Source organism: Parapedobacter pyrenivorans (assembly GCF_014636865.1).
In the GTDB taxonomy this organism is placed as follows: domain Bacteria; phylum Bacteroidota; class Bacteroidia; order Sphingobacteriales; family Sphingobacteriaceae; genus Parapedobacter; species Parapedobacter pyrenivorans.
Genome location: NZ_BMER01000009.1, coordinates 1 through 3,828 on the forward strand (window position 1 = coordinate 1; position 3,828 = coordinate 3,828).

Annotated in this window: 3 protein-coding genes and 1 pseudogene; all 4 read left to right on the forward strand. The window is 56.8% G+C overall.

The features are described from left to right. The coding region (locus IEV98_RS24310) for a Calx-beta domain-containing protein (RefSeq protein WP_188508671.1) at positions 1-2,142 on the forward strand (2,142 nt) is incomplete at its 5' end. 42 nt (positions 2,143-2,184) lie between these two features. Beyond that, the gene (locus IEV98_RS24315) at positions 2,185-3,195 is read left to right on the forward strand and encodes a PorP/SprF family type IX secretion system membrane protein (RefSeq protein WP_188508672.1); all 1,011 of its coding nucleotides are present in this window, start codon (positions 2,185-2,187) and stop codon (positions 3,193-3,195) included. A gap of 21 nt (positions 3,196-3,216) precedes the next feature. After that, on the forward strand, positions 3,217-3,483 hold the full coding sequence (locus IEV98_RS24320) for a hypothetical protein (RefSeq protein ID WP_188508673.1): 267 nt from the start codon (positions 3,217-3,219) through the stop codon (positions 3,481-3,483). Between the two features lie 97 nt (positions 3,484-3,580). Then, positions 3,581-3,828: pseudogene (locus IEV98_RS24325) on the forward strand (hypothetical protein); the annotation flags it as partial.

Sequence of the window (3,828 nt, forward strand, 5' to 3'; positions counted from 1 at the left end):
GCGGTTACGATCCCAGCGGGCCAGAACAGTATCGACATTCCGGTAACCGTCATGGACGACCAGGCGATCGAGGCAACGGAAACGGTAGTCATGACCCTAGCAGGCGGCAGCAGCACCAGCTTCACCTTTACAGGCGCGGGCAGCGCCACCGTGGACATCGCCGACGACGAAAGTACAACGAGCCTTTCGCTTGCGATCAGCAAAAGCGCTGACGGCGCGGAACCGGATACCGACGGAAGCTTCACGGTCAGCCTGCCTGCGGGCATAACCCTATCCGAAGATGTAACGGTAGATTATACCGTCGGCGGCACCGCCGCAGCAGGCGATGACTACGCCGCGATCACTGCGGCGATTACGATACCGGCAGGGCAAAACAGTGTAACTGTTCCGGTAATTGTTGCAGATGACCAGGTGATTGAGGCAACGGAAACAGTGATCATGACGCTGGCAGGCGGCAGCAGCACCAGCTTCACCTTTACGGGCACAGGCAGCGCGACGGTAAATATCGAAGACGATGAAAGCACCGTGCCGGCGAACCTGGAGCTTGCGATCAGCAAGGGTGCTGATGGCGCAGAACCGGGCACGGACGGCGGCTTCACGGTCGGTCTGCCTTCCGGTATCACGGCAGCCGAAGCCATTACGGTAAACTTTACCATGTCGGGTTCGGCCACAGCAGGCGATGACTACGTGGCGTTAACAGGCACGGCGGTCATTGCTGCAGGTCAGAACAACGTAACAATTCCGGTCACGGTAATGGACGATGAGTTGATCGAGGCAACAGAGACCGTAATTATGACCCTGGCCGGCGGCAGCAGCGCCACCTTCACCTTTACGGGTACGGGCAGCGCGACGGTAAACATTGCAGACGATGAAAGCCCCGTGCCGGCAAACCTGGAACTTGCCATCAGCAAAACAGCCGACGGCTCGGAACCGGGCACGGATGGCGCCTTTACGATCAGCCTGCCTGCAGGCACAACGGTATCGGAGGACGTAACGGTTACTTATACGGTGGGCGGTACCGCCACCCCGGGTGATGACTACGCCGCCTTCACAGGCATGGCAGTGATTCCCGCAGGTCAGCGCAGTGTTATGGTACCGGTGCGCGTATTGAATGATGATTTCCGCGAACCCGTGGAAACCGTGATCATGACCCTCACTGGTGGGTCTTCTCCCGGCGTCACGGTGTCCATAGGCACTGCAAACCGCGCCACGGTGAATATCGCCGATGATGACCATGCTACTCCGGACCTGTCGGTCACGACAGCGGTTGACAATGCCTCGCCGCTTGCGGGAAGTACCGTGGTGTTTACCGTGGAGGTGACCAATCTGGGCCCCGGCGATGCGACGGGAGTGGAGGTAACGGATAAACTTCCATCAGGCTATACCTTCCTCTCCGCAGAAACATCCGCGGGATCCTATGACGAGGTTTCGGGTATATGGACCCTCAACGACCTCGCCAATGGCGCCACCGGGGTGTTGCGGATTACCGCAACGGTGAACGCCGAAGGGGAATACCTGAATAGCGCGGAAGTGAGCGGCAATGAGGATGATCCCGATGAAGGTAACAATCAGGACGAAATCTCGGTAGCCCCTGTACGCCCACCGCAGGCAAATGATGACGGGGTGACCGGTCATTCGAACAAAGCCCTGATGATTTCGGTGCTGGCCAATGATACCGAGCGGACCTTCCCATTGGATGCGGCATCCGTGGAGATCGTCGCCCAGCCGCAGTACGGCTCGGTAAGCATCAGCGCGGATGGGACCATTGCCTATACCTCCGAGCGCGGTTATGTGGGCGAAGACCGGTTTACCTACCGGGTAATGGACAGCGAAGGCAACTGGAGCGAGCCGGCCGAGGTGACCGTCACCGTGACAGCCAACCCGCTGCGGATACCCAATATCTTCACGCCGAACGGCGATGGGCAGAACGACCGTTTCGAAATCGAGGGTATTGAAGGTTACGACCGGGTCGAAGTGGTGGTCTTCAACCGGTGGGGCAACGAGATCTACCGGCACAACGCGTATGACAATACCTGGGACGGGGCGGCCATCCCGGAGGGTACCTACTACTATATGCTGACTTTGCAGAAGGGCAACACCAGGCAGGTGGAGAAGGGCTGGGTCGTGTTGAAGAAGCAATAAAAGAGGAACACAATGTTATTCAGACCAATCAATACGATGCAGATGAGAGCTATAAAACTAATCATATGGCTGCTGGCAGCGGGAGCGCCGTTCGCGGTACGTGCCCAGCAGAACATCCAGTTCACGCAGTACATTTTCAATTCGATGAGTATCAACCCGGCCTATGCAGGCTATAAGGAAGAATGGTTCGGGCAGGTGGGCATGCGGAGCCAGTGGGTGGGGCTTGACGGGGCACCGCAGACGGCATTGCTGTCGGTCGACGGCTTGCTGGACCAGGCGACATATAAGCGGCACGGGCTGGGGGTGCAACTGACGACGGACCGGCTGGGCCCGCAGTCGGCCAGCTCCGCCTACGTGAATTACGCCTTCCGGCTGCGGCTCAACGACGAGGATACCCAGCGGCTGAGCTTCGGCATCGGCGCAGGGGTGACGCAGTATGGGCTGAACGGGGCGGTGCTCGACCCGATCGGTGCGGGGGATCCGATTGTTCCCCCCAACCGGATCAATAATTTCGTTCCGGATATCCGATTTGGGATCTATTACTACAATCCTCATTGGTATGCAGGGGTGTCGGTGATGGATCTTTTGTCGGGCGATCAGAGCAATAACATCTTCAGGTGGGACAACACGACCACGGACAACATCCGGAGGCGGCGCCACATCTATTTCATGGGCGGGGCGCTGATTAACCTCAGTGAGGGGACGCGGCTGCGGCCGAGCCTATTGCTGAAGGAGGATTTCAAGGGGCCGACCAGTCTGGACCTGAACGCGATGTTCGTATTCGGTGACCGCTTCTGGATCGGTGGCGGCTGGCGTACAGGGGTGACGGTATTCAAGAAAGATTTCCAGCGCGTCACGGGGAGTACGCTAAGTAAGCAGAACGCAGTTTCAGCGATTGCCCAGCTGTACGTGACACCGGCCCTGCGGATTGGGTACTCATACGATTACATACTGAGCCAACTGAGCAGTGTGCAGAACGGGTCGCACGAGGTGACACTGGGAATCACCTTTGGCCAACGGAATCAGCGCGTGTTGAGTCCACGGTTTTTTTAAGAGGTTTAACCGTTTGGTTTGATGGCCACGTTGTTTGAAAAACTTACCTTGTTTCTGGATGGTACGCATGAATTTCGGTATATCCGGGGTGACCATCGTATGGAGGTCTGGCTATGTGCCAAAGAAGCGCTGCCCATCGTTGTATCGAGCATCGGTAGTAGCCGGTACATCGTCTCCTCGGGAAATTTGGTTTATGAGCTGACCGAGGAGGCAAGGGCATACCGTTATATTCTGCGGGTTTTTTTCAACATGGATGGAACTTCAACTGATTATAAATATATAATGTAGGGTCTGGGCACCTTATGCTAAAGAGAAGCAACTCGTTATGAAAGATAAACTACAAAACGGCATTCGTATTTTTAACACGGCGTTTTTAATCACCTTAATGGTGATAAGCGCAATCGCATACGGCCAGGAGCAGCTTGGTCTTCGGGACCGTGCGGAGCAGGCATTTCGCAAGTACGAATACGCCAACGCTGCTGCTATTTATGTTAAACTGGTTGATACGCGGAAACCCCGCCTGGCCGACCTGGAGCAGCTGGCGCGCTGCTACGCCCAGCTAAATGACTACGAGGCTGCCGAGAACTGGTACGCACGGGCGGTGGCCATGGAAGGCAGTGAACCGGAAAACCT